General features: G+C 58.8%; 12 protein-coding genes and 9 pseudogenes. 15 read left to right on the plus strand and 6 right to left on the minus strand.

Translation table 11 applies throughout. The annotated features are described in order from the left end of the window. The 3 genes and pseudogenes from dxs to B4967_RS00730 all read left to right on the plus strand — a co-directional run bounded on the left by dxs (position 1) and on the right by B4967_RS00730 (position 3,423). Positions 1-1,927, plus strand: a pseudogene (gene dxs, locus B4967_RS00720) (1-deoxy-D-xylulose-5-phosphate synthase). A 43-nt stretch (positions 1,928-1,970) separates the two neighbouring features. Further along, positions 1,971-2,733: pseudogene (djlA, locus tag B4967_RS00725) on the plus strand (co-chaperone DjlA). A 63-nt stretch (positions 2,734-2,796) separates the two neighbouring features. After that, positions 2,797-3,423 carry a glutathione S-transferase family protein gene (locus tag B4967_RS00730; RefSeq protein WP_083023011.1) on the plus strand — a complete coding sequence of 209 codons (627 nt, stop codon included), beginning with the start codon at positions 2,797-2,799 and terminating at the stop codon, positions 3,421-3,423. Here the strand turns inward: B4967_RS00730 and B4967_RS00735 are convergent. The 4 genes and pseudogenes from B4967_RS00735 to ribA all read right to left on the minus strand — a co-directional run bounded on the left by B4967_RS00735 (position 3,345) and on the right by ribA (position 5,952). Beyond that, positions 3,345-3,962, minus strand: a complete 618-nt coding sequence (locus B4967_RS00735) for a hypothetical protein (protein ID WP_243470248.1) — start codon at positions 3,960-3,962, stop codon at positions 3,345-3,347. The two genes, B4967_RS00730 and B4967_RS00735, sit on opposite strands and share 79 nt — an antisense overlap. Before the next feature lie 20 nt (positions 3,963-3,982). Further along, on the minus strand, positions 3,983-5,062 hold the full coding sequence (locus B4967_RS00740; RefSeq protein WP_243470249.1) for an alcohol dehydrogenase catalytic domain-containing protein: 1,080 nt from the start codon (positions 5,060-5,062) through the stop codon (positions 3,983-3,985). Continuing rightward, positions 5,031-5,153 carry a hypothetical protein gene (locus tag B4967_RS19950; protein ID WP_279384619.1) on the minus strand — a complete coding sequence of 41 codons (123 nt, stop codon included), beginning with the start codon at positions 5,151-5,153 and terminating at the stop codon, positions 5,031-5,033. Before B4967_RS19950 ends, B4967_RS00740 begins: the two co-directional genes overlap by 32 nt. Positions 5,154-5,317: 164 nt before the next feature. Beyond that, positions 5,318-5,952, minus strand: a pseudogene (ribA, locus tag B4967_RS00745) (GTP cyclohydrolase II). A 220-nt stretch (positions 5,953-6,172) separates the two neighbouring features. On the opposite strand from ribA, the gene hemE reads away from it, so the two are divergent. The 8 genes and pseudogenes from hemE to B4967_RS00785 all read left to right on the plus strand — a co-directional run bounded on the left by hemE (position 6,173) and on the right by B4967_RS00785 (position 14,218). Then, positions 6,173-7,288 carry a uroporphyrinogen decarboxylase gene (hemE, locus tag B4967_RS00750; RefSeq protein ID WP_044629901.1) on the plus strand — a complete coding sequence of 372 codons (1,116 nt, stop codon included), beginning with the start codon at positions 6,173-6,175 and terminating at the stop codon, positions 7,286-7,288. Continuing rightward, positions 7,285-8,145, plus strand: coding sequence for a polyamine aminopropyltransferase (gene speE / locus B4967_RS00755; protein ID WP_083023012.1), 861 nt, complete (start codon positions 7,285-7,287; stop codon positions 8,143-8,145). Before hemE ends, speE begins: the two co-directional genes overlap by 4 nt. 89 nt (positions 8,146-8,234) lie before the next feature. Beyond that, positions 8,235-9,261 (plus strand): annotated as a pseudogene (locus tag B4967_RS00760) (amino acid ABC transporter substrate-binding protein). A gap of 242 nt (positions 9,262-9,503) precedes the next feature. After that, positions 9,504-10,514, plus strand: a pseudogene (locus tag B4967_RS00765) (amino acid ABC transporter substrate-binding protein). Positions 10,515-10,598: 84 nt separating this feature from the next. After that, positions 10,599-11,788, plus strand: a pseudogene (locus tag B4967_RS00770) (amino acid ABC transporter permease). Between the two features lie 20 nt (positions 11,789-11,808). Continuing rightward, a pseudogene (locus B4967_RS00775) lies at positions 11,809-12,911 on the plus strand (amino acid ABC transporter permease). A gap of 86 nt (positions 12,912-12,997) precedes the next feature. Next, complete coding sequence (locus tag B4967_RS00780; RefSeq protein WP_083023022.1) at positions 12,998-13,726, plus strand: amino acid ABC transporter ATP-binding protein; 729 nt, start codon at positions 12,998-13,000, stop codon at positions 13,724-13,726. A gap of 99 nt (positions 13,727-13,825) precedes the next feature. Further along, positions 13,826-14,218 carry a RidA family protein gene (locus B4967_RS00785; protein WP_083023016.1) on the plus strand — a complete coding sequence of 131 codons (393 nt, stop codon included), beginning with the start codon at positions 13,826-13,828 and terminating at the stop codon, positions 14,216-14,218. On the opposite strand, the gene B4967_RS00790 is transcribed toward B4967_RS00785, so the two are convergent. Then, the gene (locus tag B4967_RS00790) at positions 14,215-14,802 is read right to left on the minus strand and encodes a histidine phosphatase family protein (protein ID WP_243470250.1); all 588 of its coding nucleotides are present in this window, start codon (positions 14,800-14,802) and stop codon (positions 14,215-14,217) included. The two genes, B4967_RS00785 and B4967_RS00790, sit on opposite strands and share 4 nt — an antisense overlap. A gap of 86 nt (positions 14,803-14,888) precedes the next feature. Between B4967_RS00790 and B4967_RS00795 the strand changes: the two genes are divergently transcribed. From B4967_RS00795 to B4967_RS00805, 3 genes and pseudogenes are all read left to right on the plus strand, one after another. Next, the gene (locus tag B4967_RS00795; RefSeq protein ID WP_083023018.1) at positions 14,889-15,320 is read left to right on the plus strand and encodes a host attachment protein; all 432 of its coding nucleotides are present in this window, start codon (positions 14,889-14,891) and stop codon (positions 15,318-15,320) included. 119 nt (positions 15,321-15,439) lie between these two features. Then, positions 15,440-17,309, plus strand: a pseudogene (locus tag B4967_RS00800) (methyl-accepting chemotaxis protein). A gap of 144 nt (positions 17,310-17,453) precedes the next feature. Further along, positions 17,454-19,559: a methyl-accepting chemotaxis protein gene (locus tag B4967_RS00805; protein WP_083023025.1), complete on the plus strand. Its 2,106-nt coding sequence runs from the start codon at positions 17,454-17,456 to the stop codon at positions 19,557-19,559. On the opposite strand, the pseudogene B4967_RS00810 reads toward B4967_RS00805, so the two are convergent. Next, positions 19,523-20,490, minus strand: a pseudogene (locus tag B4967_RS00810) (LysR family transcriptional regulator). The gene B4967_RS00805 and the pseudogene B4967_RS00810 sit on opposite strands and share 37 nt — an antisense overlap. Before the next feature lie 192 nt (positions 20,491-20,682). Between B4967_RS00810 and B4967_RS00815 the strand changes: the two are divergent. Beyond that, on the plus strand, positions 20,683-21,459 hold the full coding sequence (locus tag B4967_RS00815; protein WP_083023020.1) for a ferredoxin--NADP reductase: 777 nt from the start codon (positions 20,683-20,685) through the stop codon (positions 21,457-21,459). Positions 21,460-21,497 lie beyond the last annotated feature (38 nt).

Consider the following 21,497-nt stretch of genomic DNA (forward strand, 5'->3'; position numbering starts at 1 on the left):
ATGCCTATGAAGCTGTTCGACGAGATACCCCGCGAGCGCCCGGCGACGCCACTGCTCGACTCTTTTGACCATCCCGCTGCGTTGCGGGCCATGAATGCTAAACAGCTCGCCCAGCTAGCGGATGAGCTGCGCGCCTACCTGCTCTACAGCGTTGGCGTGACAGGTGGCCACTTTGGCGCAGGCCTGGGCGTTGTTGAGCTCAGCGTCGCGCTGCACCACGCCTTTCACACGCCGAAAGACCGCTTGGTGTGGGACGTGGGTCATCAAGCCTACCCGCATAAAATCCTCACCGGGCGACGCGATGCCATGCTGAGCATTCGCCAGCACGGCGGCCTGGCCGCGTTTCCCCGCCGGGCAGAGTCCGAGTACGACACCTTTGGCGTTGGCCACTCCAGCACTTCCATTTCTGCAGCGCTGGGCATGGCCCTGGCCGCCCAGGCGCAAAACGACCCGCGCAAGGTCTGCGCCATCATCGGCGACGGCGCGCTCACCGCAGGGATGGCGTTTGAAGCGCTGGCCCACGCGGGCCACGTGAATGCCAATATGCTGGTAGTGCTGAACGACAACGAGATGTCGATCTCCGAAAACGTCGGCGGAATTGCCACGTATTTAGCACGTGTGCTCTCCAGCAAGCCCTACCTCAAAATGCGCGAAGAGGGCAAAAAGGTGCTATCCCACCTGCCCGGCGCCCTGGAGCTTGCCAAGCGTACCGAAGAGCACATGAAGGGCATGGTCAGCCCCGCCACGCTGTTTGAGGAGATGGGTTTCCACTACGTTGGTCCCATCGACGGCCACGACTTAGAGGCGCTGACTCAAACGCTGCGTAACCTGCGCGACCAGAAAGGCCCGCAGTTCCTGCATATCAAAACGGTCAAAGGGAAAGGCTTCCTGCCCGCCGAAGCCGACCAGATTGGCTATCACGCGATTACTAAGCTGGAAAAAACCACCACGACCCTCAGCGCTCCGCTGGTGAAGCAAGCAGCGGCCCCCAAAAGCGTTGCGAAGAAAAAATACTGCAACGTGTTTGGCGACTGGCTATGTGATATGGCCGCCGCCGACTCACGCCTCATGGGCATTACCCCCGCCATGGGCGAAGGCTCGGATCTGATTCGCTTCTCGCAAACCTATCCCGAGCGTTACTTCGACGTCGCCATTGCTGAACAGCACGCGGTCACGCTGGCCGCCGGTATGGCCTGCGAAGGCATGAAGCCAGTGGTGGCGATCTACTCCACCTTCTTGCAGCGCGGCTACGACCAGCTGATTCATGACGTGGCGGTACAGGAGTTAGATGTCACCTTCGCCATCGACCGGGCAGGCCTAGTGGGCGAAGACGGTCCCACCCACCACGGCAGCATGGACCTTTCGTTCCTGCGCTGTGTGCCGGGCATGGGGATTCTCGCCCCGTCGGATGAAGCCGAATGCCGCGCCATGCTCAGCGCTGCCTACCACCATTCTGGCCCGGCTGCCGTGCGCTACCCCCGTGGCACCGGCCCCGGCGCGGTGATTCCTGAGCACCTAGAGCCCGCTGACCATCGGCGAAGCCCAGGTGCGCCGCGAGAGCACCAGCGACGGTGTGCGCATTGCGCTGCTGGCGTTTGGCAGCGTCAATAGCGCCGCCGCCGAAGTGGCTGAAAAGCTCAACGCCACCCACATCAACATGCGTTCGGTGAAACCACTGGACCGCGACGCTGTGCTCCACGCAGCGGACGAGCATGAACTGCTGGTCACCCTGGAAGAGAACGTTATTGCGGGTGGTGCGGGTAGCGCGGTGAACGAGCTGCTCAACGCGGAAGGCGTTCAGGTGGAAGTGCTGAACTTAGGCTTGCCGGACGCCTTTGTGGAACACGGCACCCCCGCCGAGCTATTGCGCGACTGCGGCCTGGACGCTGAAGGCATCGAGCGCGCTATTCGCGCCCGGCTGCCGTAACCTCCGCGTGTGAACCACGCGTTTTTAACCTGTTGAGATGTCTATGTTATTTCTAATTATTGTGTTTGGTTTGATTGGCCTTGCCGTCGGTGGCCCCATTGGCTTACCTCGTAGGTGGCGGCCTTGGCTGGTGGCTGGGTCGGCGCATCAGCCGTCGCTTGAACGCTGCCCGTGTTCAAATTCAAGAAGGCTTTTTGGAATCAATCTTCTCCGTGATGGGCTGTCTCTGTCAGGCCGACGGCAAAGTCACCGAGGGCGAGCTAGACGTTGCCGAAAAGCTCTTCGATCAAATGCGCCTTCAGGGCGAGCACCGCGCCAAAGCTCGCGCCGCCTTTGACCGGGGCCGCGCGGCTGACTTCAACCTGGATGCCGAGCTGGCCAAGGTCAACCGCCTCACCCAGCGCCAGCCGGTACTGCGCCAAGTGTTTTTACAGGTTCAGTTGAGCGCGATTGCCGCCGATGGCGTGCTGCACCCCGCCGAGCACGAGATGATTCTGCGCGTTGCCCGCGGCGTTGGCTGTAGCGACGCCGAAGTTCAGCAAATCGAAGCAATGCTGCACGGCGCTGCCGCCAACTCCCAAGGTGCCAGCGAAGAAGCCTTAAAAGATGCTTACCGCGTTCTTGGGGTATCAGAAGAGGCCAGCGATGCCGAGCTTAAGAAAGCCTACCGCCGCCTGATGAGCCAAAACCACCCAGACAAATTGGCTGGCAAAGGGTTGCCGGAGAGCATGCGCGAAGTAGCCCAGGCACGCACCAGCGAAATTGGTAATGCCTACGAGCGTATTCGCGCGGCACGCGGCCAGTAGCCCGTGACAGGTTTCCAGGGAGTGCTACAGTGAAAGCTTCACGGTACTGCCTGGAGTCGCCGAATGATCACGCTATACAGCTTTCCCAATTCCCGCTCGCTACGCGCTGCTTGGACGCTTGAAGAGCTGGGCCTAGAGTACCAGTGCCACCATGTAGCGCTGGATAAAGGCGAGGGGCAAAGTACCGAGCATCTTGCTCGCCACCCGGATGGCAAGGTGCCGGTGCTGGAAGATGGCGAGCTAATGCTGTTTGAGTCTGCGCCTATCTGCCGTTATCTCGCCGAGCAGTATGGCGATGGCAGCCTACTGCCTCAAAGCGTTGCCGAGCGCGCCCAGGTCGACCAGTGGCTCAGCTTTATCGTTACCGAGATTGAGCAGCCGCTGTGGTTACAGGCCAAGCACAAGTTCGCCCTGCCTCAAGATAAGCGCGTCCCCTCAGTACTGCCCACTGCGGCTTGGGAATTTCAGCGGGCGCTGCTCGCGCTGGAGCGCCGCTACCGCGGCCAAGAAACCCTGGTAGGCGATACCTTCACCCTCGCGGATCTTTTCCTGACGCATACGCTGACCTGGGCAGCTAGCATGAAGCCCCGCCTACCGGAGCCGTTGGTGGCTTACCGCGCCCGCCACGCCAACCGCCCAGCGCTTGCTCGCGCCGCCGAAAAAGAGCAGGCGGCGGCGCAAGCGACCTGATTACACCGCGTTAGGCGCAGGCAGCCGGAGTGTTTCCTGCGCTTTACTCCTTCGGCACGGGCGGCTCCCCAGGCACTTTCCAGCCCGCCAGGGAAGCCGCTTCGCTGGCTGTAATCCGGAGTGACACCGCCCTGGTAGGCATGGCGCTGGCTTAGCGCTTTGGCGCAGCTATAATCCACTACCGTCAGCACGCCCACCGCAGTGAGTGCTAAATAGAGGTTCTCTTTGTGCGATGGGTGGCGCTTTAACGCAAAGGTGAGCGCGGCAAAATCCAGCACATCTCCGCCAACTCGGCTCCAAATCGCGTTGGTCGGGTTATCCGACAGCGCGCCGATGCCGCTGAGGATTTCCCGCGCACCGCAGGCGCGTATCTTATTTTCACGATGAGGCATACCTAACGCGCGGCTCAACCGACGCGGGGCCACTAGCTGATACAACCCCATCCCCAAGCTTAGCCAACCCAAGCCTCTAGCTAATTTATCCGCTGGTGACATTGAGCGCGTTGGCGAGTGGGAATGGCGTTTCATCGATGTTTTCATACTCTCCTCCCTGTGCAGTATTACGGCTTCAGAATGACTTTGACGCAGCCATCCTGCTTATCCCGAAAGGTTTGGTACATCTCGGGCCCCTGGGCTAAATCCACCGAGTGGGTAATCACAAACGAAGGGTCGATCTGGCCCTCGTCAATGCGCCTCAACAGATCATCCGTCCAGCGTTTGACATGGGTTTGCCCGGTGCGCACGGTCAATCCTTTGTTCATCAGCGCCCCCATAGGGATTTTATCAACCAGCCCGCCATACACCCCGGGGATCGACAAAATACCCGCCGGACGGCAGACATAGATCATCTCGCGCAGCACATGAGCACGGTCGGTTTCCAGCCACATGGCCTGTTTTACCCGGTCATACACCGAGTCCAGCGAACGCGTGGCGTGGGCTTCCAGCCCCACCGCATCGATACACTTTTCTGGCCCCTTACCGTGGGTCAGCTCCTGCAGCCTGCCCAGTACGCTTTCGTGGGCAAAGTTAATGGTGAGAGCACCACCGGCAGCGGCCATTGAGAGCCGCTCGGGTACGTTATCAATCACCACTACCTGCTTGGCGCCCAGCAGTACCGCGCTACGCACACAGAACTGGCCAACCGGGCCTGCGCCCCAGATCACAACGGGTATCGGTGGGTTGAATGTCGCACTGCGCGGCGGCCTGCCAGCCGGTTGGGAAAATATCCCTAGAAACAGCACTTGCTCATCGGTGAGCGTATCGGGCACTTTAATATGCGGGGTGTCGGCAAAAGGCACGCGCACAAACTCGGCCTGGCCGCCCGCATAGCCGCCGGTAAGTTGAGAGTAGCCAAACAGCCCGGCACCGCCATGGCCAAAAACTTTATCCGCCAGGGATTTATTACGGTTGGAGCGCTCGCAAACCGAGTAGTTGCCGCGCTGGCACTGCTCGCATTCGCCGCAAGCAATGGTGAAGGGCACCACCACTCGATCGCCTACTTTGAGATTTTTCGTCTCACTGCCCACTTCCATCACTTCGCCCATAAACTCATGGCCTAGGACATCGCCACAGGACATACCGGGGATATAGTGATCGTAAAGGTGCAGATCAAGAGCCGCAGATGGCGCAGCTACTGACATTGATAATGGCATCGCGGGGGTGTTCGAGCGCGGGGTCGGGCACGGTGTCGTAACGAACATCGTTCTTACCGTGCCAGCAAAGTGCTTTCATGGCTGCTTCTCCTTACATGGTTGCGCATAGCGTCCTGCCATGTATCACCATAGCTCAGACACACGGCAACCAAAGTTAAGAAAAAGCTTTTTTACGGGTGTTCGACGACAATCACGCCCTAATCAGGCAACTTAAGTTAACAACGGATAACAACAGCCACCTACCTAGCCTTTGCGTTCAATATCCACGTCGCTGGCCTGGGTGAAGTCATCCAGCGCCATCATATGGCCGAGCTTGCCCGCCTTGGTGGAGAGATACTGCTCGTTGTGAGGGTTTAAACCGGTGGTAATCGGCAAGCGCTCGACGACGTTCACGCCGTCGCGGGTTAGCGCATCCACCTTGCGGGGGTTATTGGTCATCAGTTTGAGCGCCGTGATGCCCAGGTGTTTGAGCATGGGTACGCAGAGGTCGTGCGGCGCATATCAGCACCGAAGCCGAGCTGCTCGTTGGCTTCGACGGTGTCGGCCCCCTGGTCTTGCAGATGATAGGCGCGGATTTTGTTGAGCAGGCCAATGCCACGCCCTTCCTGGCGTAAATAGAGCAGCACGCCGCGCCCCTCTTCGGCAATACGCTTCAGCGCTTCTTGCAGCTGGTAGCCGCAGTCGCAGCGCATCGAAAATAGCGCATCGCCGGTTAAACACTCAGAGTGCACGCGCCCTAACACCGGCTCGCCGCCGCTCACATCGCCCAACGTTAAGGCGATATGGTCTTTACCCGTGGCGTCGTCTTCGAAGCCATGCATTGTGAATGTGGCCCAGGGAGTGGGCAGCCGAGAGGCAGCAATGAAGCGAATGGTCACAGGTTTCCTCGCTGATTAACCAAACCAGTTAACCACACCAGTGTTGGCGAAGTGGACGAACAGTTTACCAGGAAGCCGCGCAGGCCTCACGGTCTTAGCGGGGTGCGACGATTTTTGCCACGGTTTGCGCCGCCACCCCCGGCTATCTTCACGTACAATTCCTATCTTCAGGTACGATGACTCCCTTACAATGCGGGCAAATTTTCAAGAGCAAGTGTTTATGACCACCACACCTTTGCAAAACGACCGTTTTCTTCGCGCGCTGGCTCGCCAGCCCGTTGACCGCACTCCGGTGTGGATGATGCGCCAAGCCGGCCGCTACCTGCCGGAGTACCGCGCCAGCCGCGCCGACGCAGGCAGCTTTATGGACCTGTGCCGCAATCATGACCTGGCTTGTGAAGTGACCCTGCAGCCGCTAGAGCGCTACCCGCTCGACGCCGCAATTCTGTTTTCGGATATTTTGACCATCCCCGATGCCATGGGGCTGGGCCTCTACTTCGAAACCGGTGAAGGCCCCAAATTCAGAAAAACCGTCCGCACGCCGGAAGAAGTAGCGGCGCTGACGGTGCCAAACGCCGAGCGCGACCTGGACTACGTGATGCGGGCGGTATCCACGATTCGCCGCGAGCTGAACGGCCGCATGCCGCTGATCGGTTTCTCCGGCAGCCCCTGGACGCTGGCGACGTATATGGTGGAAGGCGGCTCCAGCAAGGATTTCCGCCACCTAAAAACCATGCTGTATGACACGCCGGACACCATGCACCAGCTGCTGGATACCCTGGCGCAAGCGGTCACTGACTACCTGAATGCGCAGATTCGTGCCGGTGCCCAGGCGGTACAGATTTTTGATACCTGGGGCGGCGCGCTCTCCACGCCTGCTTATTTAGAGTTCTCGCTGCGCTATATGGAGCAGATCGTTTCCGGGCTGATCCGCGAACACGACGGCCGCCGCGTGCCGGTGATCCTGTTCACCAAAAACGGCGGCCAGTGGCTTGAACACATTGCTTGCGCCGGTGCCGACGCGCTGGGTATCGACTGGTCGACCGAGCTTTCTGACGCTCGCGCCCGCGTAGGCCATAAAGTCGCCCTGCAGGGTAATTTAGACCCCAACGTGCTGTTTGCTCGCCCTTCGGCCATTCGCGCCGAAGTGGCCCGCGTGCTGGAGAGCTACGGCCACGGCCCGGGCCACGTGTTCAACTTGGGCCACGGCATCAGCCAGTTCACCAACCCCGATCACGTCACCGCCTTTATGGAGGCGCTGCACGACTTAAGCCCGCAGTACCATCAGGGCATTCCGACCCAAACGAACGACCAATGCCCAGGAGCCAAGCAATGAGCGACTTACGCGACGACCAGTGGTTTACCGAAGTCTTTGATAGCCACGGCAGCGCTTTCTCGCTGAAAATCACCGAAAAACTGCTGGATGTGCAGAGCCCCTACCAGCACCTGGAAGCGTACGCCACCGAAACCTACGGCAACCTGATGGTGCTGGATGGCTGCGTGATGCTGACCGATCGCGACAACTTCCTCTACCACGAGATGATTGCCCACCCGGCGCTGTTCACCCACCAAGACCCCAAGCGGGTGGTGATCATTGGCGGCGGCGACTGCGGCACGTTGAAAGAAGTGCTGCGCCATCCGGGCGTTGAAAAAGTCACCCAGATCGACATCGATGAAGAAGTGACCAAGGCCTCCGAGCGCTTTTTCCCGTCACTGGTAGAAGCCAACAGCGACCCCCGCGCCGAGCTGCTGTTTGCCGACGGCGTGAAATGGGTCGACGACGCCGCCGACGAGAGCATCGACGTGCTGATCATCGACTCCACCGACCCGGTAGGCCCTGCAGAAGGCCTGTTCAAAACCGACTTTTTGAAGCGCTGCCACCGCATTCTGAAAAGCGGCGGCGTCATGGTGCAGCAGAGTGAGTCACCGCTGTACCACAGCGGCTCAATCATCCGCGAACTGCGTAACGACATGCGCGAAGCAGGCTTTGATAGCGTCGCCACCCTGCCCTTCCCCCAGCCGGTGTACCCTTCCGGCTGGTGGAGCGTGACGCTGGCAGGCAAAGCGACCAACGTTGAAAGCTTCCGTGAAGAGGCTGCCGCCAGCCACGAAATGCCGCTACAGTACTACACAGTAGATGCCCACCGTGGTGCCCTGGCGCTGCCGCCCTTTATGCGTAAAGCCTTCGCATAACCTCGCGGTAACGACATGCATCAGGCCGGGGCTCTGCCCGGCCTTTTTTATGCGCAGGAGTTGCTGCGCTCGACGTTAAGGAATAATAAATGACTACAACGCGTTGGTTAGGATTGGGAATCACTCTGTTAGCACCCGCTCTATGGCTACCTGCCACGGCCATGGCCGATACCCTTGAGGCCATTCAAGAGCGCGACAGCGTGCGCTGCGGCGTTAACGCGGCCCAGCCCGGCTTTTCATCGCTGGACGATAACGACCAATACCGCGGCCTGGACACCGATGTGTGCCGCGCCATTGCCGCTGCCGCGCTAGGTGATGCCAGCAAAGTCAATTTCGTACCGTTAGACTCGGTGGAACGTTTTGCCGCGCTGCAGTCTGGCGAGGTGGACGTGCTCTCCCGCACCACCACCTGGACCTCTAGCCGCGACACCACACTAGGGATGAACTTCACTGGCGTCAGCTACTACGACGGCCAGGCGTTTATGGTGGCCAGCGACCTCGGCGTACAGAGCGCAAAAGAACTGGATGGGGCGGCTGTTTGCACTCAGTCAGGCACCACCAGCGAACTAAACCTTTCCGACTACTTCCGCATTAACAACATGACCTATGATGCGGTGGTGTTTGATTCACCTGAACAGTCGATTGCGGGCTTCGAAGCAGGCCGCTGCGATGTATTGAGCTCGGATGCCTCGCAGCTCTACGCCCGGCGCATTCAACTGGCCGACCCCAATATGGCCGTGGTACTACCGGAGATCATCTCCAAAGAGCCGCTTGGCCCAGCAGTGCGGCCAAGGCGATGACCAGTGGTTCAACATCGTGAAGTGGTCGCTGTTTGCCATGCTGAATGCCGAAGAGCTGGGCGTCAGCCAAGCCAACGTGGATGAGCAGCTAAGCTCAGAAAACCCCGATGTGATGCGCCTACTTGGGCAAGATGGCGATTTTGGTGAAGCCATGGGCCTTTCGTCAGACTGGGCTTACCAAATCGTCAAACAGGTGGGTAATTACGCGGACATTTATGACCGCAACGTGGGCGCGGACTCTGATTTCAACATTGCGCGCGGCCTGAACGCTCTGTGGAAAGATGGTGGCATTCAGTACGCGCGGCCCATTCGCTAACACGCTAAGCGACTAGCCACCGACCTCCGCCAGCGGCTGCGCACCAAAAAAGCGCATGGCGTAGCTGCTGGGCTACTTTTTTGCACCACTACCTTCGTCAAATCCGCTGATTTTACGTTGAAAAGCGCTGAATTTGACGGCATATCTTTCTTGGCACCTTCCTTGCTAGCTTTTAATGATGCATCACCATGCATAATGACATTAAATCGAGGAAGGGGAACAAACATGATTAAAAGAAACCCCTGGTACTGCTGGCCTGCGGTGGTGCTATTCCCCTCGCCGGTGTTCCCACCGCGCAAGCCGATACATTAGAAGATACCCGCGAGCGCGGTGCCGTACAGTGTGGCGTCAGCGACGGCTTACCAGGTTTTTCCGCCCCAGACGATAACGGTAACTGGCAGGGCCTGGACGTTGACGTATGTCGCGCCGTAGCCGCAGCAGTACTGGGCGACGCAGACGCCGTCAACTACATTTCCTTGAACGCCGTTGAGCGCTTCACTGCCCTTCAGTCCGGCGAAGTGGATGTCCTTTCTCGTAACACCACCTGGACGACCACCCGTGACACCACGCTAGGCCTAAACTTCACTGGGGTGACCTTCTACGACGGCCAAGGCTTCTTGGTGTCTCGTGACCTGGGTATCTCCAGTGCTTCGGAGCTGGATGGCGCGGCTATTTGTATCCAGTCCGGTACCACTACTGAGCTGAACCTGGCGGACTACTTCCGTGCCAACGGCATGGAGTTTGACCCCATCGTTTTCGATACTTCTGAGCAAACGGTAGGCGGCTTCCAGGCTGGCCGCTGTGACGTACTAACCTCTGACACCTCTCAGTTGGCCGCTCTGCGCATCCAACTGGACGACCCGGCTGGCGCCATGATTCTGCCCGACGTTATTTCGAAAGAGCCGCTGGGCCCGGTAGTACGCCAAGGCGACGACCTGTGGTTTAACATCGTGAAGTGGTCGCTGTTCGCCATGATCAACGGTGAAGAGTACGGCGTCACCAGCGAGAACGCTGAAGAGATGCTCAGCTCTGAGAACCCGGACGTTGCTCGCCTGCTCGGCCAGGACGGTAACTACGGTGAAGGCATGGGTCTTGAAGCCGACTGGGCTTACAACATCCTGAGTCAAGTAGGTAACTACGGTGAAAGCTTCGAGCGCAACGTAGGTATGGGTTCACCGCTAGAAATCGAGCGCGGTGTTAACGCGCCCTGTGGAACCAAGGCGGCTTCCATTTACGCACCGCCGATTCGCTAAGCGTCTCGCTTGACCCCGGCCCGCCACCCTTCTTGGTCATGGCGGGCCATTTGATTGACCTTCCGTATCGCGGAGACGCCACCCATGTCCGTAAGACCTAACGCTCGCCCCGCTGGCCAAAAGCCACCGTTCTGGCGAGACCGCGCCAAACGTGCGCTCATCTTCCAATGTCTGCTGATTGCCGCTGTCATCGCCTTTCTGTTCTATATCGTCGGCAACGTGCAAGACAACCTCTCCTCTCGGGGTATCACCACAGGCTTTGGTTTCCTGAGTAATACCGCCGGTTTTGGGATCGTACAGAGTCTGATCGACTACTCTTCCCAAAGCACCTATGGCCGTACCTTTTTCGTTGGCCTACTGAATACGCTACTGGTGGGCGGGTTAGGCGTGATCGCCGCCACCATCATTGGTTTTATTGTCGGTATCGCTCGCCTATCGCCCAACTGGCTGATCGCCAAGCTGGCCGCGGCGTATATCGAAACGTTCCGGAATATTCCGCTTCTGCTGCAGATTTTCTTTTGGTATTTTGCCGTGCTGCGCACCCTGCCAAGCGCCAGGGAAAGCCTTGCCTTTGGGGAAGCGTTTTTCCTCAACGTGCGCGGACTGTATCTACCAGAACCGCTGTTTGAGTCCGGTTTTGGGCTAATTCCCGTGACCTTTGTGATCGCCATTGTGGCCAGCATTGCGCTGGTGATTTGGGCGAAGCGCCGCCAGGAAGCCACGGGGAAACGTATTCCTGCCTACTGGATCTCCTTTGCGCTGATTTTTGGCTTGCCGCTGTTGGTTATGTTTGTGACTGGCGTGCCCGTCACTTGGGAAATGCCCGAACTGCGTGGCTTTAACTTCCGCGGCGGTATTACGGTGATTCCCGAGTTCCTGGCGCTATGGTTTGCACTATCGATCTACACCGCCTGTTCATCGCCGAGATCGTGCGCTCAGGCATACAGGCCATTTCTCATGGCCAAACCGAAGCGGCACAGGCCCTGAGTCTGCCGCGTAACCTAGTGCTGCGTTTGGTGGTCATTCCCCAGGCGTTGCGGGTCATTATTCCCCCGCTGACCAGCCAGTACCTGAACTTGATTAAGAACTCGTCGCTGGCCACCGCTATTGGCTACCCAGACCTCGTGTCGGTGTTTGCGGGTACCACGCTGAACCAGACAGGCCAAGCCATTGAGGTCATTGCCATGACCATGGCGGTCTATCTGACGATCAGCCTGCTGGTATCCATGTTTATGAACTGGTTCAACGCCCGCGTGGCGCTGGTTGAACGCTAGGCTGAGGCGAGGAGCCATACATGATTCATAACCAAACCGTGATTGAGCAGCGACCAGCGCCTAGTAGCTCTGTTGGGGCTGTTGCTTGGCTGCGCACCAACCTGTTTAACGGCCCGATTAATACTATTTTCACCTTAGTCGGCCTCTATATTCTCTACCTGTTGGTGGTACCGACCGTGCAGTGGGCGTTTAATCAACGCCGACTGGGTAGGCACTACCCGCGACGACTGCTCTCGCGAAGGCGCCTGCTGGGTATTTATCAACGCCCGTTTATCCCAGTTTATTTACGGCCTGTACCCCAGCGAGGAGACCTGGCGCGCCAATATCGTGTTCGCCATGTTCTTTACCCTGATTGGCTGGCTGGCCATACCCCGCCTGCCCTTCAAGCGCTGGGTTGCCGTCTTTGCGCTGGTGGTCTTCCCAGTTCTGTCGGTTTGTACTGCTTTACGGCGGCTACTTTGACCTTCCCCAAGTGCCTACCCACCGCTGGGGTGGCCTGATGCTGACGCTACTGTTAGCCACGGTGGGCATGGTGGGCGCGCTGCCTATCGGCATCGTGCTGGCCTTGGGGCGACGCTCCAACATGCCGATCGTCAAAAGCTTCTGCGTGGTGTTTATCGAGTTCTGGCGCGGTGTGCCGCTGATCACCGTGCTGTTTATGGCCTCGGTGATGCTGCCGCTGTTCCTACCCTCTGAAATGAATGTAGACCGCTTAGTGCGGGCACTGGTCGGCTTAACGCTGTTCCAGAGTGCCTATATGGCCGAGGTCATTCGCGGTGGTTTGCAGGCGATACCCAAAGGCCAGGAAGAGGCCGCGGCAGCGCTCGGCATGACTTACTGGAAGCGCATGGGGCTGATCATTCTTCCCCAAGCGCTGAAGATGATGATTCCCGGCATCGTGAATACGTTTATCTCGCTGTTTAAAGACACCACCCTGGTCATGATTATCGGGCTATTTGACCTTTTGGGGATCGTGCAAGCGGCACTGGCCGACTCACGCTGGCTCGGCTTCTCGTTGGAAGGCTACGTGTTTGCCGCCTTCATGTTCTGGATCTTCTGTTTCAGCATGTCGCGCTACAGTCAGTACCTAGAACGCAAGCTGCACACCGGCCACAAGCGCTAACGCCGCTTTCATTAAACGATTTTTAGCAGGATAGTGACATGACTCAAGCAGCCACCAACAACCCTGGCACCAGTACGTCTGACCTGATGGTTGAAATGCGCGACGTCAACAAGTGGTACGGCGATTTCCACGTGCTGCGCGATATTAACCTAGAGGTAAAACGCGGCGAGCGAATCGTTATTTGCGGGCCTTCCGGCTCTGGCAAATCCACCATGATTCGCTGTATCAACCACTTAGAAGAGCATCAGAAAGGCGAGATTACGGTAGGCAGCGTGCCGCTGACCCAAGATGTTAAACGCATCGAGCAGATTCGCCGTAGCGTCGGCATGGTGTTCCAGCACTTCAACCTGTTCCCTCACCTCACGGTGCTAGAGAACTGCTGTATCGCACCGATGTGGGTGCAGAAGAAGCCCCGCAAAGAGGCCGAAGCCATGGCCATGCAGTACCTGGAGCGGGTGCGCATTGCCGAGCAGGCCAAAAAGTATCCCGGCCAGCTCTCTGGCGGCCAGCAGCAGCGCGTCGCGATTGCCCGCTCGCTGTGTATGCACCCGGACGTCATGCTGTTTGACGAGCCCACCTCGGCCCTTGACCCGGAAATGATCAAGGAAGTGCTGGACGTCATGGTGGAACTGGCCGAAGAAGGCATGACCATGCTCTGCGTCACCCACGAGATGGGCTTTGCGAAAACCGTTGCCGACCGCGTGATCTTTATGGACCAAGGGCAAATCATTGAAGAGAACGCGCCTGAGCCGTTCTTCAACAATCCGCAGTCCGAGCGCACCCAGCTCTTCTTGAGCCAGATTCTGGGCCATTAACACAACGGATAGCATCACTGGATGCTAAATCTGGGCCTCCTATGAGGCCCATTTTTATGTTTAAACTCGATCCAATAACGTCACAACAAGTGAGCCACCATGGAAAAGCTATTTATTGACCGCGCGCCGCAGCCCATCGCCCCGTTCTCACACGCCTGCCGGGTGGGCGATCTGGTCTTCATCACCGGCCAAATGCCCACGGTGCCGGAAACCAACGAGATGCTGCTCGGCACGTTTACCGAGCAAACCCACCGGGTGATGCAGAACCTGGCCATCGTGCTGGAAGAGGTCGGCAGTAGCTTCGAATACGTGGTTCAGTCGCGGGTCTTCATCACCAATATGGGCCACTTCGATGAAGTGAATCAGGTCTACGCCAGCTACTTCCAACAACCGTTGCCCACCCGCACCTGCATTGGCGTGACCGGGCTTGCGGGCGGAGCGGATGTCGAAGTCGATATGATCGCCTGGATTCCTCCCAAAGCGGGCGCTTAACCACCCACGAGCGTAAGGCGGGCAGGCAGTAGCGCAGGCTGCTCCCGATGCTGCGTCAGCGGCTTGCCCGCCAGCGCCGTGAGCAGAATTTGCAGGGGGTCGCCGTGGCTGACCACCAGCACCGTTTCCCCCTCAAAGCGCTGCTCTAGCGCGTCCAATGCGGCGCACATCCGTGCAGCTACCCGGCTGACCGGCTCAACCTGCCACTGGGTATGGTCTGCACTCTGCGCATCAAAGGCCCACACCTCTGGGTAATAGCTATCGGCCTGGCCATCCAGCTCACCAAAATGGCGCTCTCGTAAGCGCTCCTCTTGTTGCATGTCCAGCGCGAACGCCTCCGTCACTCTGGCGGCAGTGTGCGTGGTGCGTAAAAAATCTGAATGTACCACCCGCGTCGGCTCCGGCCAGCGCCACTGCGCCAGCACATCCACCAACTGCTGTTCACCCTGTTCAGAGAGCCCATAATTCGTAAGCCCCCGCTCGGGGGAGCTGATAATTTTCCGCTGGGCGTTAGCCTGGCTATGTCCATGGCGCATGAGTAAATAGCGATTTCGCCAATGATAATTTGTACGCAGTAAGTCCATTGTCACCTCTCAAAAACCGTGTTTGACCAAACACCGAACGATTGCCATGGTTAAAGGGTAATCAACGACATGGAGGACGTACGACGATGACCACCTATATCGTGGTAGCTGACGCCGCCCGCGCACGTATTTTTACCCGTGACGCGCTCAATCTCGCCGAGCAAGAGAGCTTGGTACACGCAGCCGGCAGGCTGCATGAAGGTGACTTGATCACTGACCGCCGCGGGGCTGATGTCCATGAATCAACGTCAACGTCGTCGCGCTCATCTGGCGAAGAGGGGGCTGCCTCTCAGCATGAGAACGAGCTGTTTGCTAAAGAGGTCGCCCAACGCCTGTATAGCGCCCGCGTGAGTAACAGCATGGAAAAACTGATTATGGTCGCGCCGCCCAAGTTTTTAGGGCTACTGCGAGAAAAGCTTGATCACCCTACCCAAAAGCTTGTGACGCACACGCTCTCAAAAGATCTTAGCAAGGCGTCGATGGCAGATATTCAAAGCGCCGTGAGCGATCTGCGCTAATCAAATCAACACTTTCTTACTCTTTTATTAAAGGCATGGTGGCTCTCGCCGATAGCTAACGTCGAACTTTAGTGTACGTGGCACCCGCGTACTGATTCCAAACGACGTTGAGAGCGACCATGTTTTCATCTCTGCGAGCCCGCATACTGCTAGCCGCACTCACTGCCATCACCCTTGCCCTGATCGTCAATGGTGTTGCCAGCTACTACACAGTCCAGCAGCACAATACCCAACAGGTAGCACGCAACCTAGACGCTGTAGTACGTGGTAACAGTAGCGCCCTACATGAGTGGATGGCATCCCGTAGCACCATGCTGAACGGTATGGAGGAAGCTATCTCCAGCAATGACCCACGTATTGCCTTGCGTCAGTTGACCACCTCTGGCGATTTTATGGCAACCTACCTGAGCTTGGCTGATAGCGGAGAGACCATTTTTTTCAACGGCTGGGAGCCACCCGCCGATTTTGACCCACGAGAGCGACCTTGGTACCAAGCCGCCGCTGCCGCGCAGGATACTATTGTCACCGCGCCGTAGGTCGATGCCCAAAGCGGCGACTTAGTCGTGACCTTTGCCCGCCCGTTTTACCAAAATAACCAACTTCAGGCGGTAGTAGGTGCTGACGTCAATATTCGCGATATGGTCGCGATCGTGCAAGACATCTCGCCTACTCCTTCAAGTTTTGGCTTTCTGACTCCCGGCGATGGATCGCTAAGCGCCCATCCCAACAGCGAGCTAGCGCTAGAACCCACCACTGTTTTAAGCGATGAATTAAACGCCGCCTATATCGAGCAACTTGCTAACACCAAGCAGCCACAGCAGATGCAGTTAGAAGGAAGCAGTAAATTACTGCTGAGCCGCCCAATAGGCGGCAATAGCGACTGGCAGCTTGTGGTAGCACTGGATGAAGCGGAGGCCACCGCAGGACTACGCGCCATTGCCACCACATCTATTGTTACCCTATTGATCGTTGCAGCCATTACCGCTGTGGTATTTGGGCTGCTGCTGTCGCTACTGTTGCGCCGCCTGCTGGGGGTGCGCAACGCGATGGATAACATCGCCTCCGGCGAGGGCGACCTCACCCAGCGTCTGCCAGAAGAAGGCAACGACGAAGTCACTCAAATCGCTAGCGCCTTTAACCGCTTTGTTAACAAAATGGAGCACGTCTTAATCGACGTGCGCACCAGCAGCGAATCGGTGCACCACGCCGCTAACGAGATTGCCATGGGTTGGCCAGGATCTCTCGCGCCGTACGGATAACGCCGCCTCGAGCCTGCAGCAAACCTCAGCCTCGGTCGAAGAGATCACCAGCACCGTGCAACATACGGCGGCCTCTGCTCAGGAAGCCAACAAGCTCTCCCACGCAGCCACCGAAGTCGCGAAAGAGGGCGGTCAGGTGGTGTCGAACGTGGTCACCACCATGGAAGACATCTCCGACGCTTCCAACAAGATTGGCGACATCGTCACGTTGATGAACAGCATCGCTTTTCAAACCAATCTGCTGGCACTGAACGCCTCGGTAGAAGCAGCAAGGGCAGGCGAGCAAGGCCGCGGCTTTGCCGTTGTACCAGATGAGGTACGTAAGCTGGCAGGCCGCAGCAGCGACGCGGCCAACGATATCCAGAAGCTGATCGAAGACTCGCAAGCCAAAGTGAATAACGGCACAGCGCTGGTGCGTAACGCGGGCAGCACGATGCAGGATATCGTGGTGCACATCACCCGCGTGACCGATGTTCTAGAAGAGATCAACGCCGCGACGAGCGAACAGAGCGACGGTATCAAGCAGGTCAATATCGCGGTGGCAGAACTGGACCGGATGACCAAAGAAAACGCTGCGATGGTCGAGGAGTCCACCACCGCCGCCGAGCAGTTGAAAGAGCAGGCGGATCACCTGACCGGGACGATTAGTAGCTTCAAACTCTCTCACGCGGCATCGCCCGCGATACAGGAACCACAGGACCGTTTACCGCGCACGTCGGAGAGTTTCTAACCGTCAGCGCCTCCATGGCAGCCTCCGCCCTCTCGCCTGCGGTGGTGGCCATGTCACGCGTTAGCCATGAATCTTTGTTCTACTGGTTCAAGGATGGCACTCGATACGCTCTTTCGCCTCTTGCTGAAACAGGACCGCTCTTCTATGCACTTTCGCTCCCTTCGCTCTCTCGTTTTGGCGTTGGCAGGCCCTTGCCTGCTTGCCGTCGTTGCCGCGCTGGTGGTGTATAACCTGATCGCGGCCGCCCGCACCCAATCCACCGTTGAAGAGCATACCCAAACGCTCATGCAGAGCGCACTGGACGCGCGGGTCGATGCCATTGCAGAGGCAGAGGGTGCACGGCTTCAACGCGAGCTGGACAAGGCCATGACCCTGGCCAGCCAGCTCGCCACCACCAACGCCCTCATGGGCGTGGAAGATGCCGAAGGCCAGCGCGCGCTCTACCTGAGCCGCCGTCAGCTTTCCAACTTGGTACGGCAGACGGTTGCCGACAACCCGGCGCTGTTGGATGCGTTCATCGGCTGGGAGCCCAATGCCTTTTGGGACGACGCCCGCTTTGCTGGCGACGAGCGCCACGGCCACGATGGCAGCGGCCGCTTCATGCCCTGGTGGTACCGCACCGGGGATGGCTCGCTCGAGGTCTTGCCACTAGGCGCCCCCATGGAGAGCGAAACCCGCCTGGCCAGCGGCGTGCGTGAGGGGGAGTACTACCTCTGCCCCCGCGAAACGCTCGCTCCCTGTGTGATCGACCCCGCCGCCTACGATTACGACGGCGAAACACAGCTGGTCACCTCGTTTAACGCACCGATTTTGGTGAATGGCGAATTTCGCGGCGTGGCCGGGGTCGACCTCTCGCTGAACTTCATCCAAACGCTGCTGCGCGACGCCAACGCCTCGCTGTATGACGGCGCAGGCCGGATGGCGCTGGTCGCCGGGCGCGGCGGCTTGGTGGCGGATACCAACGGCGAAGAGGCCCTGGGCCTGCCAGCCAGCAACGCGCTGAGCGACACGGCGCTTGACGGCATTGCCGAAGCCACGTCACAAGGCAGCCTCTACAGCAGCATGGCCAACGGCATGTTTCAGCGCTATCAGCCACTAACCATTGGCGATACGGAGCAGCCGTGGGTGCTGGTGCTACAGCTGCCCGAGTCCGTCGTGCTCGCCGAACTCAACGCGCTGCAAAACGTTTTGAGCGATCAGCGCCAGCAAAACACCCTGGGGATGACGCTGGTGGGGCTGCTGCTGGCAGCCATCGGCATCGCCGCTCTGTGGTGGATTGGTGGGCGTATTGCGCGTCCGCTCAAACGCTTGGCGAACAGAATGGAAGAGATCGCCTCTGGACACGGTGATCTCACTCAGCGCCTGCCCGTGCATGGCCGCGATGAGAGCGCCGCCGTGGCCGAGCAGTTCAACGCCTTTGCCGAAAAAATTCAGGCCATTTTGCTGGACGTACGGCGCAGCAGCGAGGCCGTAAACCACGCGGCCAACGAGATCACTCAAGGCGGCCATGACCTCTCACGGCGTACCGAGCAAGCCGCTGCAAGCCTGCAAGAAACCTCGGCAGCGATGGAAGAGATCAGCAGCACCGTCAGCCACACCACCCACGCCTCCCAAGAAGCTAGCGGGCTGTCGAACACCGCCTCGCAGCTGGCTTCCCATACCGACACGGCGTTTGTTCAGGTGGTCTCGACCATGGATGACATCCGCGCGACCTCGTCAGAGATTCAGAGCATCGTTAGCGTGATCGACGGCATTGCCTTCCAAACCAACCTGCTGGCGCTCAACGCCTCAGTAGAAGCAGCGCGGGCTGGCGAACACGGGCGCGGCTTTGCCGTGGTGGCCGATGAAGTGCGCAAGCTCGCCTCGCGCAGCAGCGACGCCGCCAAGGACATCCGCCAGCGCATCGATGCGTCTGCCGACAAGGTCGAAAGCGGCACGCAAATGGTACGCGACGCTGAAGCCGCCATGCACGAGCTGGCCGATAGCGTAACGCGCGTCACCCAAATGCTGGGCGATATCAGTACGGCAGCCGGTGAGCAGAACGACGGGATCAACCAAGTCAGCATCGCGGTGACCGACCTGGATCAGATGACCCAGCAAAACGCCGCCCTGGTGCAAGAGTCCACCACCGCGGGCGAGCAGCTTAAAGACCAAGCGGACAGGCTGGCCGCGCTAGTGGGTGGCTTTACGCTAGAGGCGTCGCAGCACCAGGCTCAGGCGCTGCCAAGCCCTGAAAAGGCCAAGATGTAACCGCTAGGTATCGGTGGCAGCGGAATATCGTCACTGCGCTTGGCCCCGGCGGTCATTTCGCGGCAGAGCCTTAAAAACTCCCGCACCCCGGTGGTGAGGTATTTTTGTGGCGATGCCAGATGAACGAGAAATGGCGCTTTAGATCCAACTCCGGCCTGGGCAGCGGCACCAAGCTGCCGCGCCGGAAGGCATCGCGCAGCGCCAGCCGCGACACGCAGCCAATGCCAAGGCCCGACTCCACCGCGCGTTTAATGCCCTCGGTATGCTCCAGCTCCAACAGCGTATTGAACCGACTGCGACGGTGGCGGGCGGCATGCTCTAGCGTCATACGCGTACCGGAGCCCTCCTCGCGCATGATCCAATCCTCCCGCAGCAGTTGATCCAGCTCCAGATGCTCCCGCCCTGCCAGCGGGTGGCGCGGCGAGCAGAACACGCACAGCTCATCCTCGACCCAGGGCTGGCTGATAATCATATCGTCATCGCACTGCCCCTCAATCAGCCCTAAATCCAACGAGTGTTGGCGCACGCCCTCGATAATATGCCGCGTATTGCGCACCGCCAGCCGCACTCGGCTACCGGGATAGCGCTGCATGAAATCGCTGATCAGCAGCGTGGCGAGATAGTTACCGATGGTGAGCGTTGCCCCCACGTCCAATGCGCCCACGCCCTGCTGACCCCGCAGCAGCTCTTCGACCTCCTCGGCGCGGTCGAGCAGGGCCACCGCCTTGGGCAGTAGCTGGAAGCCGAGCGCGTTGAGTTTCAGCCGTTTCCCGATGCGATCAAGCAGTTGGCAATCGAACTGGCGCTCCAGCTCGGCCAGCGCCGTGCTGGTAGCCGATTGCGACATGGCTAGCGCGCGTGCCGCGTGAGAAACGCTCTCGTGCTGAGCAACAGCCACGAAAACTTCTAACTGTCGCAGGGTGTAGTGCATGGCCAAAACCTATCTGTAGAGTGGTCCGCGAAAGGGCTATATCGATTTTAAAGATAAGCGTTATCAAGATAATTTGCTTAACAGATATACCACCCTTATTTAGAATTGAGAGCAACTTATAGAGCTATTTTTTATTCTTTTTTGGAATATGGCGAGCAAGGCTTAGGCCGCGCTGCCCTTGGAGGAGTTAGCATGAGCAAGTTTGCCCTGGAAGAAGTGCTAAGCGTTCACCACTGGAACGATACCCTGTTCAGCTTCCGCACCACCCGCGAGCGCAGCCTGCGCTTCAAAAACGGCCAGTTTGTGATGATCGGCCTGGAAGTGGACGGCAAGCCGCTGATGCGCGCGTACTCCATCGCCAGCCCCAACTACGAAGACCACCTTGAGTTCTTCAGCATCAAAGTGCCCGATGGCCCGCTCACCTCGCGCCTACAGCACCTGAAAGTAGGCGACCAAATCATGGTCAGCCGCAAGCCGACCGGCACGCTGGTGTGCGACGACCTGCTACCGGGCCGCAACCTGTATATGCTCTCGACCGGTACCGTCTTGGCGCCGTTTATGAGCCTGATCCAAGACCCGGAAGTTTACGAGCGTTTCGAGAAAGTAGTGCTGATCCACGGCGTGCGTGAAGTCTCTGAGCTGGCCTACGCCGACTTCATCACCAAAGAGCTGCCCGCCCACGAGTACCTGGGCGAAGAAGTCGCCGAAAAACTGGTGTACTACCCCACGGTTGCCCGTGAAGAGTTCCCCACCATGGGCCGCCTGACCGGCCACATCCGCAGCGGCAAGCTGTTTGAAGACACCGGCCTACCGCCGATTGACCCGCGCCAAGACCGCGCCATGATCTGCGGCAGCCCGGCAATGCTGGACGACACCAGCGCGCTGCTCGACGAACTGGGCCTGAATATCTCCCCGCGTATGGGCGAGCCGGGCGACTACGTCATCGAGCGTGCGTTCGTTGAGAAGTAAGTGCTGTTTGAATGGTGAATGGTGAATGGTGAATGGTG

The organism is Vreelandella lionensis (assembly GCF_002087295.1).
In the GTDB taxonomy this organism is placed as follows: domain Bacteria; phylum Pseudomonadota; class Gammaproteobacteria; order Pseudomonadales; family Halomonadaceae; genus Vreelandella; species Vreelandella lionensis.

Excerpts from the sequence above, each read along its gene's own strand:
- B4967_RS00780 (WP_083023022.1), top strand. The coding sequence starts at position 12,998 with ATGGTTGAAATGCGCGACGTCAACAAGTGGTACGGCGATTTCCACGTG.
- B4967_RS00795 (WP_083023018.1), top strand. The coding sequence starts at position 14,889 with ATGACCACCTATATCGTGGTAGCTGACGCCGCCCGCGCACGTATTTTT.
- B4967_RS19950 (WP_279384619.1), bottom strand. The coding sequence starts at position 5,153 with ATGAAAGCACTTTGCTGGCACGGTAAGAACGATGTTCGTTACGACACC.
- B4967_RS00790 (WP_243470250.1), bottom strand. The coding sequence starts at position 14,802 with ATGGACTTACTGCGTACAAATTATCATTGGCGAAATCGCTATTTACTC.
- B4967_RS00735 (WP_243470248.1), bottom strand. The coding sequence starts at position 3,962 with ATGAAAACATCGATGAAACGCCATTCCCACTCGCCAACGCGCTCAATG.
- B4967_RS00815 (WP_083023020.1), top strand. The coding sequence starts at position 20,683 with ATGAGCAAGTTTGCCCTGGAAGAAGTGCTAAGCGTTCACCACTGGAAC.
- speE (WP_083023012.1), top strand. The coding sequence starts at position 7,285 with ATGAGCGACTTACGCGACGACCAGTGGTTTACCGAAGTCTTTGATAGC.
- B4967_RS00740 (WP_243470249.1), bottom strand. The coding sequence starts at position 5,062 with ATGTCAGTAGCTGCGCCATCTGCGGCTCTTGATCTGCACCTTTACGAT.
- B4967_RS00730 (WP_083023011.1), top strand. The coding sequence starts at position 2,797 with ATGATCACGCTATACAGCTTTCCCAATTCCCGCTCGCTACGCGCTGCT.
- hemE (WP_044629901.1), top strand. The coding sequence starts at position 6,173 with ATGACCACCACACCTTTGCAAAACGACCGTTTTCTTCGCGCGCTGGCT.
- B4967_RS00785 (WP_083023016.1), top strand. The coding sequence starts at position 13,826 with ATGGAAAAGCTATTTATTGACCGCGCGCCGCAGCCCATCGCCCCGTTC.
- B4967_RS00805 (WP_083023025.1), top strand. The coding sequence starts at position 17,454 with ATGCACTTTCGCTCCCTTCGCTCTCTCGTTTTGGCGTTGGCAGGCCCT.